Genomic DNA, 16,252 nt, shown 5'->3' with positions numbered 1-16,252 from the left:
AGCCGAACGACGCAGCCGCTCCCGCCTGCCCGGAGAACGGCCTGTGCTGTGCCAGAAAGGGCGCTTCGTGGCCGATTCCGGCAACCCCAACGAGAACATTCCGTCCACCCAGGACGAGGGCGATGCCGCTCCCGCTCCGGCCGAGGCGCAGCCCTCGTACGACGCCAGCGCGATCACCGTGCTGGAGGGTCTGGACGCGGTCCGCAAGCGACCCGGCATGTACATCGGCTCGACCGGTGAGCGCGGTCTCCACCACCTCGTACAGGAGGTCGTGGACAACTCGGTCGACGAGGCCATGGCCGGGCACGCGGACACCATCGACGTCACGATCCTCGCCGACGGCGGGGTGCGCGTGGTCGACAACGGTCGTGGCATCCCGGTCGGCATCGTGCCGTCCGAGGGCAAGCCCGCCGTCGAGGTCGTGCTCACCGTCCTGCACGCGGGCGGCAAGTTCGGCGGCGGCGGTTACGCCGTCTCCGGTGGTCTGCACGGCGTCGGTGTCTCCGTCGTCAACGCCCTGTCCACGCGGGTGGCCGTCGAGGTGAGGACCGACGGGTACCGCTGGACCCAGGACTACAAGTTCGGTGTCCCGACCGCCCCGCTGGCGCGTAACGAGGCCACCGACGAGACGGGCACGAGCGTCACCTTCTGGGCCGACGGCGACATCTTCGAGACGACCGAGTACTCCTTCGAGACGCTCTCGCGCCGCTTCCAGGAGATGGCCTTCCTCAACAAGGGCCTCACTCTCAAGCTGACCGACGAACGCGAGTCGGCGAAGGCGACGGCCGGTGCGGACAGCGCCGAGGCGGTGGAGGTTCCCGAGGAGGAAGTGGCCCGCTCGGTCACGTACCACTACGAGAACGGCATCGTCGACTTCGTCAAGTACCTCAACTCCCGCAAGGGCGATGTCATCCACCAGTCGGTGATCGACATCGAGGCCGAGGACAAGGACCGGCTGCTCTCGGTCGAGATCGCCATGCAGTGGAACACGCAGTACAGCGAAGGTGTGTACTCCTTCGCCAACGCGATCCACACGCATGAGGGCGGTACGCACGAGGAAGGCTTCCGCGCCGCGCTGACCTCGCTGGTCAACCGGTATGCCCGCGACAAGAAGCTGCTTCGCGAGAAGGACGACAACCTCACCGGTGAGGACGTCCGCGAGGGTCTGACCGCGATCATCTCGGTGAAGCTGGGCGAGCCGCAGTTCGAGGGCCAGACGAAGACCAAGCTGGGCAACACGGAGGCCAAGACCTTCGTGCAGAAGGTCGTCCACGAGCAGCTGACGGACTGGTTCGACCGCAATCCCAACGAGGCGGCCGACATCATCCGCAAGGGCATCGCCGCCTCGACCGCCCGTGTGGCGGCCCGCAAGGCGCGCGACCTGACCCGGCGCAAGGGGCTGCTGGAGAGCGCGTCGCTCCCCGGCAAGCTCAGCGACTGCCAGTCGAACGACCCCACCAAGTGCGAGATCTTCATCGTGGAGGGTGACTCCGCAGGCGGCTCGGCCAAGTCCGGCCGCAATCCGATGTACCAGGCGATCCTGCCGATCCGCGGCAAGATCCTGAACGTCGAGAAGGCCCGGGTCGACAAGATCCTTCAGAACACCGAGGTCCAGGCGCTGATCTCGGCGTTCGGCACCGGGGTCCACGAGGACTTCGACATCGAGAAGCTCCGCTATCACAAGATCATCCTGATGGCGGACGCCGACGTCGACGGCCAGCACATCAACACCCTGCTGCTGACCTTCCTGTTCCGCTTCATGCGTCCGCTGGTCGAGGCCGGCCACGTCTACCTGTCGCGCCCCCCGCTCTACAAGATCAAGTGGGGTCGCGACGACTCCGAGTACGCGTACTCGGACCGCGAGCGGGACGCCCTGGTCGCGCTCGGCAAGCAGAACGGCAAGCGGATCAGGGAAGACTCGATCCAGCGCTTCAAGGGTCTCGGCGAGATGAACGCCGAGGAGCTGCGCGTCACCACGATGGACGTCGACCACCGGGTGCTCGGCCAGGTCACGCTGGACGACGCGGCGCAGGCCGACGACCTGTTCTCGGTGCTCATGGGTGAGGACGTCGAGGCGCGGCGCTCGTTCATCCAGCGCAACGCCAAGGACGTCCGCTTCCTCGACATCTGAGTCGGCCGTACAAGCAAGCCGCAGCGCGAAAGGACTTTGACCAGCAATGGCCGACGAGAACACCCCCGCACCCGTGACGCCCGAAGAGGTTCCGCCCGTCGAAGGTGTGGGTATGCGTGTCGAGCCCGTCGGGCTTGAGACGGAGATGCAGCGCTCCTACCTCGACTACGCGATGTCCGTCATCGTCTCGCGTGCGCTGCCCGACGTGCGGGACGGCCTCAAGCCCGTCCACCGCCGGGTGCTGTACGCGATGTACGACGGCGGCTACCGCCCCGAGAAGGGCTTCTACAAGTGCGCCCGTGTCGTCGGTGACGTCATGGGTACGTACCACCCGCACGGCGACTCCTCGATCTACGACGCCCTGGTCCGCCTGGCCCAGCCGTGGTCGATGCGCATGCCGCTGGTGGACTCCAACGGCAACTTCGGTTCCCCGGGCAACGACCCGGCCGCCGCCATGCGGTACACCGAGTGCAAGATGATGCCGCTGTCCATGGAGATGGTCCGGGACATCGACGAGGAGACCGTCGACTTCCAGGACAACTACGACGGCCGCAACCAGGAGCCGACGGTCCTCCCGGCGCGCTTCCCGAACCTGCTGGTCAACGGCTCCGCGGGCATCGCGGTCGGCATGGCGACCAACATCCCGCCGCACAATCTGCGCGAGGTCGCGTCCGGCGCCCAGTGGTACCTGGAGAACCCGGAAGCCTCCCAGGAGGAGCTGCTGGAAGCCCTGATCGAGCGGATCAAGGGCCCGGACTTCCCGACCGGTGCGCTGGTCGTCGGCCGCAAGGGCATCGAAGAGGCGTACCGCACGGGCCGTGGCTCGATCACGATGCGCGCGGTCGTGGCGGTCGAGGAGATCCAGAACCGCCAGTGCCTGGTCGTCACGGAGCTTCCGTACCAGACCAACCCCGACAACCTCGCGCAGAAGATCGCCGACCTGGTGAAGGACGGCAAGATCGGCGGCATCGCCGACGTGCGCGACGAGACCTCCTCGCGTACCGGCCAGCGCCTGGTCGTCGTACTGAAGCGGGACGCGGTCGCCAAGGTCGTTCTGAACAACCTGTACAAGCACACCGACCTCCAGTCCAACTTCGGCGCCAACATGCTGGCGCTGGTGGACGGGGTGCCGCGCACCCTGTCGATCGACGCGTTCATCCGCCACTGGGTGACGCACCAGATCGAGGTCATCGTCCGGCGTACGAAGTTCCGGCTGCGCAAGGCCGAGGAGCGCGCGCACATCCTGCGCGGCCTGCTGAAGGCCCTGAACGCCATTGACGAGGTCATCGCCCTCATCCGGCGCAGCCAGACCGTCGAGATCGCGCGCGAGGGCCTGATGGGCCTGCTGGAGATCGACGACCTCCAGGCGAACGCGATCCTGGAGATGCAGCTGCGCCGGCTGGCCGCGCTGGAGCACCAGAAGATCACCGCCGAGCACGACGAGCTCCAGGCGAAGATCAACGAGTACAACGAGATCCTGGCCTCGCCGGCGCGGCAGCGGCAGATCGTCAGCGAGGAGCTGGCGGCGATCGTCGACAAGTTCGGCGACGACCGGCGTTCCAAGCTGGTGCCCTTCGAGGGCGACATGTCCATCGAGGACCTGATCGCCGAGGAGGACATCGTCGTCACGATCTCCCGCGGCGGCTATGTGAAGCGCACCAAGACGGACGACTACCGCTCGCAGAAGCGCGGCGGCAAGGGCGTGCGCGGCACGAAGCTCAAGGAAGACGACATCGTCGACCACTTCTTCGTGTCCACGACGCACCACTGGCTGCTGTTCTTCACCAATAAGGGCCGGGTCTACCGCGCCAAGGCGTACGAGCTGCCGGACGCCGGCCGGGACGCGCGCGGCCAGCACGTGGCGAACCTGCTGGCCTTCCAGCCGGACGAGCGGATCGCGCAGATCCTGGCGATCCGCGACTACGACGCCGCGCCCTATCTGATCCTGGCCACCCAGGGCGGCCTGGTGAAGAAGACCGCGTTGAAGGACTACGACTCGCCCCGCTCCGGCGGCGTCATCGCCATCAATCTGCGGGAGACCGCGGACGGCGCCGACGACGAGCTGATCGGCGCGGAGCTGGTCTCGGCCGATGACGATCTGCTGCTCATCAGCAAGAAGGCCCAGTCGATCAGGTTCACCGCTACGGACGAGGCGCTGCGGCCGATGGGCCGCGCCACCTCGGGCGTCAAGGGCATGAGTTTCCGTGAGGGAGACGAACTGCTCTCGATGAATGTCGTCAGGCCCGGTACTTTCGTGTTCACTGCCACCGACGGCGGGTACGCGAAGCGGACCGCGGTCGACGAGTACCGCGTCCAGGGTCGCGGTGGCCTCGGCATCAAGGCCGCCAAGATCGTGGAGGACCGGGGCTCGCTGGTCGGCGCGCTGGTGGTGGAGGAGACGGACGAGATCCTCGCCATCACGCTCGGCGGCGGTGTGATTCGTACGCGAGTCAACGAAGTCAGGGAGACGGGCCGTGACACCATGGGCGTCCAACTGATCAATCTGGGCAAGCGGGACGCCGTCGTCGGCATCGCCCGCAATGCCGAGGCGGGCCGCGAGGCCGACGAGGTCGACGGACCCGTCGACAGCGACGCCGAAGGCGGCACGACCGGGGCGACCACGGCCGACGAGGCCGCGGGCAGCACGGTCGACAGCAATGTCGAGGACACGTCGTCCTCGACCAGGGAGCACGAGGAGTAAAGCGTGAGTGGAGCCACGGGCGCCGGTTCGGCCGCTTCCGGAGCCGGAGGTAACGGTGCCCGTGGCCCCGCCACGGACTCCCAAGGGGGCACTGTGACGGATACGCGGGGCCCTCAGCCCCAGTACGAGGGTTACGCGACCGGGCCGCTGCCCGGAGAGCGGGAACCCGCACCTGGCCAGGCGGGCCCGTACCACCCGCCGCAGGCTTACCCCTCGCCTCCGGGCGGGACTCAGGGCGGTGGGCGGCCCTACGGTGCTCAGCAGGGCGTGGGACCGGCCCAGACGGCCCGCAAGCCGCGGACGGGGGCGCGGACCACTCCGCGTACCCGCAAGGCGCGTCTGCGGGTGTCCAAGGCCGATCCGTGGTCGGTGATGAAGGTCAGCTTCCTGCTGTCCATCGCGCTCGGCATCTGCACGGTGATGGCGTCGGCGGTCCTGTGGATGGTGATGGACGCGATGGGCGTCTTCTCCACCGTGGGCGGCACCATCAGCGAGGCGACCGGTTCCAACGAGGGCAACGGCTTCGACCTCCAGGCGTTCCTGTCGCTGCCCAGGGTCCTGATCTTCACCTCGGTCATCGCGGTGATCGACGTGGTCCTGGCCACCGCGCTGGCCACCCTGGGCGCCTTCATCTACAACCTGTCGGCGGGCTTCGTGGGCGGTGTCGAGCTCACGCTGGCGGAGGACGAGTAGCCCACCGGGTATCGATTTTGGGACTGGCCCCGACGTGCGCTAATCTTCAGAAGTCAGCGCGACGGAAAAGCGCGGCGGGGCTATAGCTCAGTTGGTTAGAGCGCATCCCTGATAAGGATGAGGCCACAGGTTCAAATCCTGTTAGCCCCACCAGAACGAAGGCCCCTCACCGGAAACAGTGGGGGGCCTTCGACATCTACGGCTGACGCCCACCGGCGCCCACGATTCGTCGTTCATCTCACTGCGGCGCAGGCCGAGGACCAGGATGCGGACCGGGATCAGGTACAGCCGCACGCACGGCCTCCCTCCTGCTTTGCTGACCAGGGGAACAACGACGGGAGGGGCAGCGTGAGCAGACGGCGGTACGTCGCACGCGGAGTGCCGGGCGGCTACAGGATCTGGGACAACAAGGGGCGACGCTGGTGGGGTGACCTCTACGAACTCTGTCCCGACGATCTTCTGGCAGAGCTGAACAGCCGTGCTGATCCTGACAAGATCACTGCTCTCCTGAAGCGCTACCGAGCGCTGAAGCGGTAGCCCGTCATCCGTCTGTGCTCACGCGTGGGTGGGGCGGCCTCTCGTGGAGGGAGGTCCCGGTGCCGGCCCTGCCGGCCTGGAGCTCGTACGAGATGCAGGGCCCCGGCTTCCCTCACAGGGCGCACGGGAAAGCCCCCGTCCGGTGTGAACCGGCCCGGGGGCTCAGGGGGTCAGGTGCTATGGCGCTGTCACGGTGGGAGGAGCGAGGCGTCCTGCGCCGGAGTGCCGTGCGAGGTGCGGGCGGAGCCGGTGGTGTTCACGGCGTTCTTCGTGTCCGCGGACAGATGCCGGGTGGCGGGTGAGGAGCCGTGGGCCTCGGCGCGGATGCGCTGCTTCATCGTGGGCGGCAGCGCCCGGTCACGCGGAAGGGTCCATCGCACCGAAGGTCCGGTCGCGGTTGCGCGGGCGGCGGGGGTGTGCTCGTGGGCCGTGGCCGCCGGCTCCGTGTTCGTGGTTGTGGCCTGCGCGGCGGTGGCCGTGGTGCTCGCGAGGCCCAGGGCCGCGAGGAGTGCGAGGAACGCGGTGACGAGGGCGGTCCAGAGGTTCTTGGCCGAGACGGTGCTCATGGCCCCTCACTTTCAGGTGGTCCGGTTTGCTTACCTTTCCGATGATGTGGATCCGGCCCGCGATTTCGTGGACCGACGCCGCGCATGCGCCGATCTTCAGATGAACACCACTCGTATGGTTCAACCGGTCCGTCCCGGCCTCCCGTGAGGGCTTCCGAAGGGCACGCACAGAGGGGTTCCGGCCGCACGTCGGCAGGCGCCAATTGGGTTGCGGGGAGGTCACCGGTCGATATCGGCCGGTGTGTATAGTCGGGCGCCAGAAGTCCCCTACGTCAACGAAGGACGAGGTCGCGCGGTGAAGAAGCTTCTCCTGGTCGCACTGGCCGCCATCGGCGGGCTCCTCGTGTACCGCCAGATCCAGGCGGATCGCGCCGAGCAGGATCTGTGGACGGAGGCGACCGACTCCGTGCCCGCAGGTTCGGGTGTCTGAGACAGAACAGCCTGGTACGAGCCCCGGTCGCTGACGCGGCCGGGGCTTCGTGCTGTTGCGGGACCGTGACAGCCGTGCTCTTGAGTTCGCGTAAGCAAATCAATAGCTTGCGTGAGCAAAGACATTGGCTGTTCGGTCGAGGGGGCACGGGTGAGGACAGGCCATCACCGCGGCGGTGCGCGGGCGGGGATTCTGATCGGTGGGGCGCTGTTCGCCCTGGTGGCGGGTGCGCTGCCCACCCCGGCGGCAACGGCCGCCCAGGGCAAACCGGCCGCCGCGCGGTCCGGCGGCAACGGCAGCCTGGTGATGGTGCTCGACTCATCCGGCTCCATGGGGGACGACGACGGCACCGGCCGCACCCGGATGGAGAGCGCCCGCGCGGCCGTCTCCACGGTGGTGGACGGCCTTCCGGACGGCTTCCCGACCGGGCTGCGGGTCTACGGCGCCGACCGGTCGCACGGCTGTACGGACACCCGCCTCGTCCAGCCGGTGCGCGCGCTGGACCGAGGCGGACTGAAGCGGGCGGTCGAGGCGGTGCGGCCCCGGGGCGACACCCCCATCGGCCTCTCGCTCCGCAAGGCGGCCGAGGACCTGCCCGAACCGGCGGACGGCGCCATCGGTACGCGCACGATCCTGCTGGTCTCGGACGGCGAGGACAACTGCGGTGCGCCGGCGCCCTGCGAGGTTGCCGAGCGGCTCGGCGGGGAAGGGCTCGGGCTGCGCATCGACACCGTCGGCTTCCAGGTGAAGGGCCCCGCCCGCGAACAGCTGGAGTGCATCGCGCGTGCGGGCAACGGCCGTTATTACGACGCCCCGGACGCCGACGCGCTGGCCCGCCAACTCCAGCGCGCCGCCCGGCTCTCGGCGGACGGCTACCGGCTGAAGGGCCGCCGGGTGACCGGCGCGGCCACCGCCGACCGGGCACCCGTACTGACCCCCGGGCAGTACCTGGACACCATCGGGCCCGGCGAGAAGCGGTATTACGCGGTGGACTTCGACGCCGTCTCCACCGCGGACCTCGCCGCGACGGCGGTCCCGCAGCCGGGGGCGGCCGTGGACACGTTCGACGCCCTCACCACCAGGATCGAGCACACCGGACACGGGTACTGCGCGACGGACACCGCGCGCTTCTCGCAGCGGGAGGGCGCGGTGCCGCTGACGGCCGCCGTCGCCCGGGTCCCCTCCCCGGACGGCGGCCGCGTCTGCGACCGTGCGGGCCGCTACCGGCTCGTGGTGGAGCGGACGAGCAAGAAGGGCTCGGACGCGGCCCGTTGGCCCCTTGAGCTGGTGTACGGGACCGAGGCGCCGCCGGCGGACGGGGTGACGCCCGCCCAGTCGGAGACGGAGTTCGGCGAGGGCGACGCGGACGCCGAGCTGCCCATGGGCGATCCGCGCGATGTGCGGGGCGGCACCGGCTTCAACGATGCGCGGAAGCTCGGTCCCGGCGTGTGGCGCGACCGCGTCCTGCCCTCGCAGACCCTCTGGTACAAGGTCCCGGCGGGCTGGGGCCAGCAGGTGTCCTACGCCGTCGAGTTCGCGAACGAGCCCACGGTGGACCGGGCCCACCACACCTACTCGTACGGCGCGACCCGGCTCTACACACCGGCCCGCTTCCCGCTCGACGGGGGCGGTGAGTTCCACACGAGCACGCTGTACGACGGCAGCCCCGCGGCGGTCCGGATGGGCGGGGTCCCGATCGCCTGGACCAACCGCTACGAGAGCCGGTCGTACGTCCAGCCGGTGCGCGTCGGGGGCGACTTCTACATCTCGGTGACGCTGGGCGCCCGGGCCGCGGAGATCGCGGAGAACCCGGAGGTCGGTGTGGTGCTGCGGGTGGCGGTGCTGGGTGAGGAACGCTCCGGGCCGGGACGTGACGCTCCGGCGGTTACGGGACCGGCGGGCGGGAAGACCGGCGGCGCGGAGGGCACGGGGGCGGACAAGCGGGATGATTCGGTCGCCGCCGCAGACAGTGGTGGTGCGGGAGGGGCAGGATGGGCGGTCGTTGCGGCCGCGGGCGCGGGGGCTGCCGCCATGGCCGCGATTCTGGCCGTGTTCGTATATGTACGCGGCCGTCGACGGGCGGCCGTACGGATGACGAGGGGAAGCGCGTGATGAGGCGGCGCAGCAGGATACGGGGGGCGCTCGCGGCGGTGGCGGCGGTGTTCGCGGTGGCGGCGCTGCCGGGACAGGCGTACGCGGCCGGTGCCTCCGGCTCGTACACCTTCGATCCGGACGCAGAGCCGGCCGGCGGCGCCGAGATCAGTGCCGAGGCGACGAAGCTGAAGCCGGGCGGGGTCTACAAGAGCGCGATCCGGGGCGGGCAGAAGCTGTACTACCGGCTGGACCTGGACGCGAAGACGAATGCCTATGTCTCCGCCGTCGTCGTGCCGAAGGGCGGCGGCAAGGTGTCGTACGGGGACGGGATCACGGTCAGCATCCGGGACAGCTCGGACGACGAGTGCAGTTCGCAGGACGCCGTGTTCGGGTCCGCGCAGTATCCGCGCCCCATCGCCGCCTATGCCTCCCGGCGGATCGACAACGACGGCAGTTGCCAGGACGCCGGTACGTACTACGCGCTGATCGAGCGGGAGAGCAAGGCGACCTCCGATCAGGGGGAGTGGGACCTGGAGCTGCGTTACGCCTCCGAGCCGGAGCTCGCGAAACCCTCCTCCGCGCCGTCCAGCGCCCCGACGTCCTGGGCATCCGCGTCACCGCCGCCGCCCACCGCCGCCACGGACTCCACGCGTCGCGGGGGCGCCGGTTACTACGACGCCACGAGCCTGGAGACCGGTGAGTGGAAGGACCGGATCGAGCCCGGGCAGACGCTCTTCTACCGGGTGCCGGTGGACTGGGGCCAGCAGCTCTTCGCCACCACCGAGCTGAGCAACAGCACCGCCGCGAAGAACACGTACGTCAGCAACGCGCTGTCGGTGTCGCTGGAGAACCCGGCGCTGGGGCATGTCACCGATGTGTCGCCGACGTCCTATTCGGGAAAGCCGGTCTCCGTCCCCTTCGACCCGCTGCCCCCGGTGGCGTACCGGAACCGGTACGACTCCAGTGACGATGTCGGCGGGATGCGGTTCGCGGGCTGGTACTACCTCTCCGTCACGCTGAGCCCGGATGTCGCGAAGGCGTACGGGCAGAAGCCGATCGCGCTGACCCTCAAGATCACTGTGAAGGGCGAGGCGGGGAAGTCGCCGTACAAGGGCGATGCAGGGATCTTCACCGTGACCCAGGGCGACAAGGACGCGGCGCGGGAAGGGCAGAGCGGCGCGCAGGCCGCCGAGGCCAGGAGCGAGCGGGGCACGATGAAGCTGGTCGCGGCGGCCGGAATCGGCGCCGGCACCGTGCTGGTGCTCTGGCTGGGGGCGTGGACCCTGATCGCGCGACGCCGTGCGGCGGCCGCACCGGCCGCACCCACGGGCGGGCAGTACCCGTACGGAGGGCCGCCCCAGGCTTGGTAGGCGGGGCGGCCGTCCTCGTACTCAGGACTGGGTCAGCGCCCAGATGCCCACGGCGAAGCAGACCAGCGCCACCAGCAGGACCGGGACCGTCACCTTCGGGGGCGGTCCCGGACGCTTTCCCGGGGCGGCCGCCGGTGCCTGGAAGGGGGCAGCCCCTTGCCGGGGGGCCGTGTAGGGGTGGGTGAAGGACTGATCCTGCGGGCCGGGAGCCGGTGCGTGCACGGGACCCGCGTCGGGGGCGGTGTAGCCGGCCGGGTTCGGGTAGCCGTACGGGGCCGCGGCGGGTGCGGCGGTTTGCGGGGCCTGGTGCGCGGGAACGCCCGGGCCGGGAGGCGGGAGGTGGAAGCTGCCCGTCTCGGACATGGGAGCGGGCGCGGAGGGGTAGGGCTGCTGCTGCCCGCCGGAGTGCGGGCCGGTCGCCAGGGGCGTCGCCGGCTGGGGAGCCGGGGCACTTGTCTGAGGACCAGGTGAGTGCGCTGACGCAGGACTGCCGGGCGGCACGGGGCCGTCGGGGCCGAAGCCCTCGGGAAGCGGGCCGATCTGGTCGAAGACCTCCACCGGCTCCTCGGCGTCCGAGGGCTCGGGAAGCATCTCGACGGCGGCGTTCAGGGCCTTGCGCGCCCCCGTGGCCGTACGGAATCGGTTCTGCGGGTCCGGCTGGAGGAGCCCCGCGATGACCTGCCACAGCGGCTCCGGGACGCCGTCCGGGGCACTGGGCGTGCCGTGCTCCGCGAAGTGCTCGATGAGCTGCTGCGAGTCGGGCTTGGTGCCCTGGAGCAGATAGAGGGCGACCAGGCCGACCGCGAAGAGGTCCGCCGGGAAGTCCGGTTCGGCACCCATCATCTGCTCGGGTGCGAAGTAACCGAGCGTCCCCACCACGTAGTTCGTCTCGGTGAGACGCGGCTCGCCCTTGCGCATGGAGATGCCGAAGTCCGAAAGGCGCAGATGCGGGCGGCCCCGGCCGGTGGCCTCCATCAGGATGTTGGCCGGTTTGATGTCCCGGTGCACGACACCTTCGGCATGCACCGTCGAGAGGCCGGACAGCAGCTGGTCGAGCAGGGTGCAGACGAACCGAGGGGGCAACGGGCCGTAGTCGCCGATGACATGGGCCAGCGAGCCACCGCTGACCAGGTCCATGGTGAAGAGGACCTGGTCGTCGTCGGCGGCCCAGCTGGCAGGCGCCAGCACATGGGGGTGCTCGATGCGCAGCGCCTGTTCACGGACGAAGCGGAGCAACGTGTGCGCGTCGCTCTGCTGGAGCACCTTGGCCGCCACATAGCGGCGGCGCCGGTGGTCCCAGGCGCGCCACACGGCACCGACCCCACCGCGTCCGATCGGATCGACCAGTTCGTACCGTCCGGCGAAGACCTCACCCATGGCGCTGCGCCCGCTCCCCGTTCATGTTCCGGCCCGTGCCCTGTCCCGTGCGGGGCCTAGTTCTGGTGGCTCTCGTAGTGCGCCACCGCTTCCGCGGTGCGCCCTGCTCCGTACACCCGGAGGAACTCTGCCAGTTCCGGGTGGGTCGGGGCGAGGGAGTCCGCCGCATCGATGATGTCACCGGCCGCCGCGACCGAGCGCAGCAGCGACTGGATCTCCCGGACCACCCGGCGGACGGTGGGCGCTCCGCCGCTCGATGTGGTCTGGCCGGTGCCGGAAAGGACCGAGCCGCCCTGGGACTTCTTGATCTCCTCCATGCGGGCCGTGGCCTCGGCCGCGCTGACGCTGCCGTCGGCGACCTGGCCGGCCAGCTCCTGAAGGGCCTGGACGCGCTGGACGACAGCCGGGTTGCCGATCTTCGCGCGCTGACCGCTCATGAGCTGGGAGAGCATGGGAGCGGACAGTCCGAGTGCCGCGGCGAGGCGGGCCTGGTTGAGGCCGAGGTCGTCGATCAGCCGGCGGAAGAGCGCCCCCAACGGCTCCCCGTACCAACTGCGCTGGAGGTCTCTGGCTCTGGCCGTCGCCTCTTGCTGCGCTGCATCCATTGCGTCTCCCCTTCGCATCGGCTTCGCTGCTGCGAACCTCGACCAGCATCTTACGGAGCGTGGTCGCACACGGGGAGTCCCCGAATTTTTGCAGGATCACCGGGGTGAGCCGGTACTCTGTTCTGCGGCGGTGGCCGAAACATCGAGGTGTTCGGGCTGCGTGCTGTCGGGGCCTTAGCTCAGTTGGTAGAGCGCTGCCTTTGCAAGGCAGATGTCAGGAGTTCGAATCTCCTAGGCTCCACATCCCAAGAGGCTCCCTGAACTGCGGAAACGCGGATCAGGGAGCCTCTTTGCATTGCGCGAGGCCGGTTACGGAGGTGGGTTCCCGGGTACGCGGACGGGCGCCGGGAGACCTCGGGGTCCTCCGGCGCCCGTTCCGGTGCGCTTGCCGCCGCGCGGTGTACGCCGGTCAGGCGCGGTCGTCCGGGCCGTCCTCGCCGGCTGCCTCGGCGTCGGCCTGCTTGGCCTCGACCTCGGGGTCCAGGAGCGTCGAGGCGTGCGGGCTGCCGTCGACGGAGGACAGCGGCGCGCGGTCGTCGACCTCGGTGGGGGCGGGCGGCTCCACCAGCCACTCCGGGTTGGCCTGCTTGTCCCACCAGCGCCACACCGCGTAGCCGACGGCCGCCAGGACACCGGTCACGGCCAGGCCCTTGAACGCCTTGCCCGCCCTGGCCCGCCGCTCGTGCTTCCGGGCCAGCTTGCGGATCTGCTTCGCCGTGACCTGGCCGCGCAGGGCGGCCACCGCGGCGGCGCTGCGCGCGGCGGCTTCCTCCGCCACCGGCTGGGCGGCGGCGCGGGCGCTCTCGATGCGCGGGACGGTGTAGTCCGCGGCGCTGCGGGCGGCCCGACGGGTGCGGAGCGCGGCGCGCCGGCCGACCTCGTCAACCTTGGGGGGTACGTGTGTGCGGGCGAGCTCGATACGCGGGGCGACGTGCGCGCCGTACTGCACACGGGCCTGCATGGCTGCCTTCGACACCTTCGGTGCGAGCAGCGTGCGGGCCTCGTGCGCATAGTGGACGGCCTGGTCCTTGGCCGAGTCGGCGTAGGGCGCCACCACTTCCGCGGCGTGCTGCACGCTGTCCCTCGCCGAGTCGGTTGCGGCACGCACGCTGTCGATGCGGGTCACGGGATCCTCCTCCTTGGTGGCGGGTAGTACTCCGCCTTTCCACCCAATTCGAGATCATGCCTGCGTGTGCCCTGTGCGGCATGCGGGGCGGGCATCCGGGTCATTCGGTACCTTCCGATGACCATGCCACGGTTCATCCGCTGTCGCGCCGGTTCGTCACGCACTTGGCCGCATCGTCCGCGCCGCGGCGGCGCGGAGGTTCCCGGCTCCCGCCTCGGACGCCCTGGCGGCGGCCCGTGCAAGGATCGGGGCGTCGGTCCGGCCCGGTCAGCGGTGCGGGCCGGCGGGCAGCGCAGACGCGCAGCACACACGTGCAGACTCACGGAAGGCAGATCGTGGCCGAGCAGCTTTACGCCACCTTGAAGACCAATCAGGGCGACATCGAGATCCGGCTCCTGCCGAACCACGCTCCGAAGACGGTCAAGAACTTCGTCGAGCTCGCCGAGGGGGAGCGCGAGTGGACCGACCCGGCCACGGGGCAGCCGACCCGGGCCCGGCTGTACGACGGCACCGTCTTCCACCGCGTGATCAGCGGTTTCATGATTCAGGGCGGTGACCCGCTGGGGAACGGAACGGGCGGCCCCGGGTACAAGTTCGCGGACGAGTTCCACCCCGATCTCGCCTTCACCAAGCCGTATCTGCTCGCCATGGCCAACTCCGGACCCGGCACCAACGGCTCGCAGTTCTTCGTCACGGTCTCGCCGACGGCCTGGCTGACCGGCAAGCACACGATTTTCGGTGAGGTGGTGGACGCGAAGAGCCGGCAGGTGGTGGACGCCATCGCGGGCACCGCGACCAACGCGCGTACCGACCGTCCGGTGCAGGACGTCGTCATCGAGTCGGTCACCATCGAGAGGCGCTGATCGCCCTCCGCGTTCGCGCTCTCACTCTCCGACTCCACGTTCGGGAACCAACCGCCCCGCCCGTCCGTATCTCATGGCAGAACGGATGCGCGGGGCGGTGTCGTGCGCATCCGTGCGACGACGAGGACCGAGGGGACCGGGAAGCCATGGGACCGATGGACCAGCAGCCGCCGGGCGCGGCCGGACCGCCGCCGCCCGTCGAGGGGCCGGCCCACTGCTACCGCCACCCGGACCGGGAGACGGCGGTCCGGTGTGTCCGCTGCGACCGGCCCATCTGCCCGGACTGCATGGTCGACGCGTCGGTCGGCTTCCAGTGCCCGGACTGCGTCCGCCGGGGATCGGGTACGGGGCACAGCGCGTCCGCCGCCCGGCCGCGCACCCTGGCCGGGGGCGTCGTCGCGGCGGACCCCCGGCTGATCACCAAGATCCTGATGGGGATCAACATCGCGGTGTTCGCCGCGGTCCTGGCCGACGATTCGCTGGTCGACCGCCTGATGCTGCTCGGCCGCGCCAACTTCTACTACGGCGGGCCGCCCGAGGGCATCGCGGAAGGCCAGTGGTACCGGCTGGTGACGTCGATGTTCCTGCACCAGGAGGTGTGGCACATCGCCTTCAACATGCTGGGCCTGTGGTGGCTGGGCGGACCGCTGGAGGCGAAGCTGGGCCGGGTCCGCTTCCTCGCGCTCTATCTGCTCTCCGGGCTGGCCGGCGGCGCCCTGACGTACTGGCTCGCGGCGCCGAACCAGCCGTCGCTGGGAGCCTCGGGCGCCATCTACGGGCTGCTGGGCGCCACCGCCGTACTGATGCGCCGGCTGAACTACGACATGCGCCCGGTCATCGCGATCTTCGTGCTCAATCTGATCATCACCTTCAACCCCTGGGGCGGGATCGCCTGGCAGGCGCATGTCGGGGGACTGATCGCCGGAGTGCTGATTGGGATCGGCATGGTGCACGCCCCGCGTGAGCGACGCGATCTGGTGCAGTTCGGGACCTGCGCCCTGGTGCTCGTGGCCGTCGTTCTGATCGTGGTGACGAGAACGGCCGCCCTGACCTAGCGGGCGCATCCGGCCGTCCCCGTACACGCGCACAGGACGCTTGTGGACTATTTGTGACCGAAGTTGTCCACAGGGTTCCACAGCCTGATCCGGATCTTGTGCATATCGCGGGCACAACTGTGCCCCTTGTCCCTGAGCTGGGTTTTTCCAGTCGGGACAAGGGGCGTCCCGCCCCGGGGTGGGGGCGGATGCAGTCACACCGGCGTCAACGGCCTGAGAGTTATCCACAGATCGTCTGACCTTTTCCCCCACCTGTGGATAACGCTGTGGGTAACTCAGGGCAGGGGTTGCGGAGCGGGGCCGGGGTGTGGTTCTACGCGGTCGCGCGGGCTACTTCCACTGCGTGGAGACGCCGAAGCCGCCGGCGATGAAGCCGAACCCGACGACGATGTTCCAGTTCCCCAGCGACTCCACCGGCAGATCGCCGTCGGTCACATAGAAAACAACGATCCAGGCCAGCCCGATGAGGAAGAGCGCCAGCATCACGGGCGCCACCCAGCTACGGCTGGTCAGCTTTATGTTGGTCGCCTGCTTCGCCGGGGGCGGCGTGAAGTCGGCCTTCTTGCGGATCCGTGACTTCGGCACGAGGAACTCTCCTGTCGATGCGCTGCGTGACCGCGCAGGGAACTGTGGCTGGCGCCGGGGCGGGGCGCGAGGGGGAATGTGGCCTCCCCCGGGCGTCCGTTAGCGTAGTCCTTCCGTGG

Annotated in this window: 14 protein-coding genes and 2 tRNA genes; 11 read left to right on the top strand and 5 right to left on the bottom strand. The window is 69.7% G+C overall.

The features are described 5' to 3' along the window. Positions 1-43 precede the first annotated feature (43 nt). The 5 genes from gyrB to OG338_RS14460 all read left to right on the top strand — a co-directional run bounded on the left by gyrB (position 44) and on the right by OG338_RS14460 (position 6,062). Positions 44-2,131 (top strand): DNA topoisomerase (ATP-hydrolyzing) subunit B, encoded by a 2,088-nt coding sequence (gyrB, locus tag OG338_RS14480; RefSeq protein WP_405937730.1) that lies wholly within the window; start codon positions 44-46, stop codon positions 2,129-2,131. 46 nt (positions 2,132-2,177) lie between these two features. After that, positions 2,178-4,832: a DNA gyrase subunit A gene (gene gyrA, locus OG338_RS14475; RefSeq protein ID WP_405937729.1), complete on the top strand. Its 2,655-nt coding sequence runs from the start codon at positions 2,178-2,180 to the stop codon at positions 4,830-4,832. Positions 4,833-4,925: 93 nt separating this feature from the next. Next, complete coding sequence (locus tag OG338_RS14470) at positions 4,926-5,525, top strand: DUF3566 domain-containing protein (RefSeq protein WP_330312805.1); 600 nt, start codon at positions 4,926-4,928, stop codon at positions 5,523-5,525. A gap of 76 nt (positions 5,526-5,601) precedes the next feature. Continuing rightward, positions 5,602-5,678, top strand: a tRNA-Ile gene (locus tag OG338_RS14465). 195 nt (positions 5,679-5,873) lie between these two features. Continuing rightward, the gene (locus OG338_RS14460) at positions 5,874-6,062 is read left to right on the top strand and encodes a hypothetical protein (protein WP_405937728.1); all 189 of its coding nucleotides are present in this window, start codon (positions 5,874-5,876) and stop codon (positions 6,060-6,062) included. Between the two features lie 188 nt (positions 6,063-6,250). Here OG338_RS14460 and OG338_RS14455 read toward each other — a convergent pair whose 3' ends face one another. Then, entirely contained in the window at positions 6,251-6,628 is a 378-nt protein-coding gene (locus OG338_RS14455; protein ID WP_405937727.1) for a DUF6344 domain-containing protein, read from the bottom strand. 295 nt (positions 6,629-6,923) lie between these two features. Here OG338_RS14455 and OG338_RS14450 point away from each other — a divergent pair, with 295 nt between their 5' ends. From OG338_RS14450 to OG338_RS14440, 3 genes are all read left to right on the top strand, one after another. Beyond that, a complete protein-coding gene (locus OG338_RS14450; protein ID WP_003958712.1) occupies positions 6,924-7,058 on the top strand; it encodes a DLW-39 family protein in 135 nt (44 codons plus the stop codon). A 150-nt stretch (positions 7,059-7,208) separates the two neighbouring features. Next, positions 7,209-9,170, top strand: a complete 1,962-nt coding sequence (locus OG338_RS14445) for a vWA domain-containing protein (RefSeq protein WP_405937726.1) — start codon at positions 7,209-7,211, stop codon at positions 9,168-9,170. Positions 9,171-9,187: 17 nt separating this feature from the next. Next, positions 9,188-10,522 carry a hypothetical protein gene (locus tag OG338_RS14440; RefSeq protein WP_405940423.1) on the top strand — a complete coding sequence of 445 codons (1,335 nt, stop codon included), beginning with the start codon at positions 9,188-9,190 and terminating at the stop codon, positions 10,520-10,522. Between the two features lie 21 nt (positions 10,523-10,543). On the opposite strand, the gene OG338_RS14435 is transcribed toward OG338_RS14440, so the two are convergent. Continuing rightward, positions 10,544-11,899, bottom strand: coding sequence for a serine/threonine protein kinase (locus OG338_RS14435; RefSeq protein WP_405937725.1), 1,356 nt, complete (start codon positions 11,897-11,899; stop codon positions 10,544-10,546). A 56-nt stretch (positions 11,900-11,955) separates the two neighbouring features. After that, a complete protein-coding gene (locus OG338_RS14430; RefSeq protein WP_405937724.1) occupies positions 11,956-12,504 on the bottom strand; it encodes a DNA-binding protein in 549 nt (182 codons plus the stop codon). Positions 12,505-12,672: 168 nt separating this feature from the next. On the opposite strand from OG338_RS14430, the gene OG338_RS14425 reads away from it, so the two are divergent. After that, a tRNA-Ala gene (locus OG338_RS14425) sits at positions 12,673-12,745 on the top strand. A 168-nt stretch (positions 12,746-12,913) separates the two neighbouring features. Here OG338_RS14425 and OG338_RS14420 read toward each other — a convergent pair. Then, complete coding sequence (locus tag OG338_RS14420; RefSeq protein ID WP_405937723.1) at positions 12,914-13,630, bottom strand: DUF5324 family protein; 717 nt, start codon at positions 13,628-13,630, stop codon at positions 12,914-12,916. 335 nt (positions 13,631-13,965) lie between these two features. Here OG338_RS14420 and OG338_RS14415 point away from each other — a divergent pair, with 335 nt between their 5' ends. Further along, positions 13,966-14,493 carry a peptidylprolyl isomerase gene (locus OG338_RS14415; RefSeq protein ID WP_405937722.1) on the top strand — a complete coding sequence of 176 codons (528 nt, stop codon included), beginning with the start codon at positions 13,966-13,968 and terminating at the stop codon, positions 14,491-14,493. Between the two features lie 155 nt (positions 14,494-14,648). Beyond that, a complete protein-coding gene (locus OG338_RS14410; RefSeq protein ID WP_405940422.1) occupies positions 14,649-15,548 on the top strand; it encodes a rhomboid family intramembrane serine protease in 900 nt (299 codons plus the stop codon). Between the two features lie 330 nt (positions 15,549-15,878). On the opposite strand, the gene crgA is transcribed toward OG338_RS14410, so the two are convergent. Further along, on the bottom strand, positions 15,879-16,133 hold the full coding sequence (gene crgA / locus OG338_RS14405) for a cell division protein CrgA (protein WP_361033578.1): 255 nt from the start codon (positions 16,131-16,133) through the stop codon (positions 15,879-15,881). Positions 16,134-16,252: the final 119 nt, after the last annotated feature.

Origin of the sequence: Streptomyces sp. NBC_00726 (genome assembly GCF_045161735.1) — a bacterium.
GTDB lineage: Bacteria > Actinomycetota > Actinomycetes > Streptomycetales > Streptomycetaceae > Streptomyces.
The sequence above is the reverse complement of the archived record's forward strand: the minus strand, read 5'-3'. Positions and strand labels throughout refer to the sequence as shown.

Bases quoted from the DNA above. Each gene is read 5' to 3' on its own strand.
- gyrA (WP_405937729.1), top strand. From the start codon at position 2,178: ATGGCCGACGAGAACACCCCCGCACCCGTGACGCCCGAAGAGGTTCCG.
- OG338_RS14455 (WP_405937727.1), bottom strand. From the start codon at position 6,628: ATGAGCACCGTCTCGGCCAAGAACCTCTGGACCGCCCTCGTCACCGCG.
- OG338_RS14435 (WP_405937725.1), bottom strand. From the start codon at position 11,899: ATGGGTGAGGTCTTCGCCGGACGGTACGAACTGGTCGATCCGATCGGA.
- OG338_RS14430 (WP_405937724.1), bottom strand. From the start codon at position 12,504: ATGGATGCAGCGCAGCAAGAGGCGACGGCCAGAGCCAGAGACCTCCAG.
- OG338_RS14410 (WP_405940422.1), top strand. From the start codon at position 14,649: ATGGACCAGCAGCCGCCGGGCGCGGCCGGACCGCCGCCGCCCGTCGAG.